The sequence below is a fragment of the Paenibacillus profundus genome, assembly GCF_021369635.1.
GTDB classification, from domain to species: domain Bacteria; phylum Bacillota; class Bacilli; order Paenibacillales; family Paenibacillaceae; genus Paenibacillus_B; species Paenibacillus_B profundus.
Genome location: NZ_JAJNBZ010000098.1, coordinates 1 through 748, shown reverse-complemented (window position 1 = coordinate 748; position 748 = coordinate 1). Strand labels below are relative to the sequence as shown.

Genomic DNA, 748 nt, shown 5'->3' with positions numbered 1-748 from the left:
ACTTGACGAAAATAGAAAAACACCGCTTCGTTTGGTAAAGTGAGAGTGTCGAACAATCACTACCATACAGAAGAGGTGTCCTCTATATGATAGAACAAAAGCAGTCTTTCGATCAACTGCCAAGAGAAATCAAACCGGCTTTTCAAGAACTGAATGTGCTCAAACACTTAAATGCCGCGGGGTTCAAGAAAAAGTTTGGTTTCACCTGTGCCTGCTTGTTTCGCCTCGTATTCGTTCTTTTGTTTCACCAGAAGAACTGGTTTCGCCTGCTGGAAAGTAACAAAGGCGAGGTGTTTCCCGGCAAAGATGCCGTTTACCGGTTTCTCAATCATGGCGGGTACGCATGGCGGCGGTTCTTACTGTCGCTGAGTGGCGAGACCGTGCAGCGTATCGAGAAACTGACCTCGGAAAGCCGTGAGACGGCATTCATCTTTGATGACTCCATGTTCGAGCGTAATCGGAGTAAAACCGTCGAGATGCTAGCGCGCTTCAAGGATCATGCGACGGGTGCGTTCTATAAGGGATTCCGCATGCTGACGATGGGCTGGTCAGACGGCCATTCGTTTATCCCCATGGACTTTTCGCTGCTCAGTTCCGCGAAGTCCGGTATTAACGGTATCATGGAAGGTATCGACAAACGCACTCATGGCTACAAGCGCCGCCAGGAAGCCTTTTGCTCTGCCCCGCAAGTGATCTCGACTATGCTGGACCGTGCCATACAAGCCGGCGTTTCCGCGTCGTATGTCCT

General features: G+C 50.3%; 1 protein-coding gene. It reads left to right on the top strand.

Going from position 1 to position 748, the window contains the following annotated elements:
* Positions 1-86 precede the first annotated feature (86 nt).
* Positions 87-748 (top strand): IS4 family transposase (locus tag LQV63_RS31235; protein ID WP_233699655.1); only part of this gene is annotated, 662 nt, incomplete at its 3' end.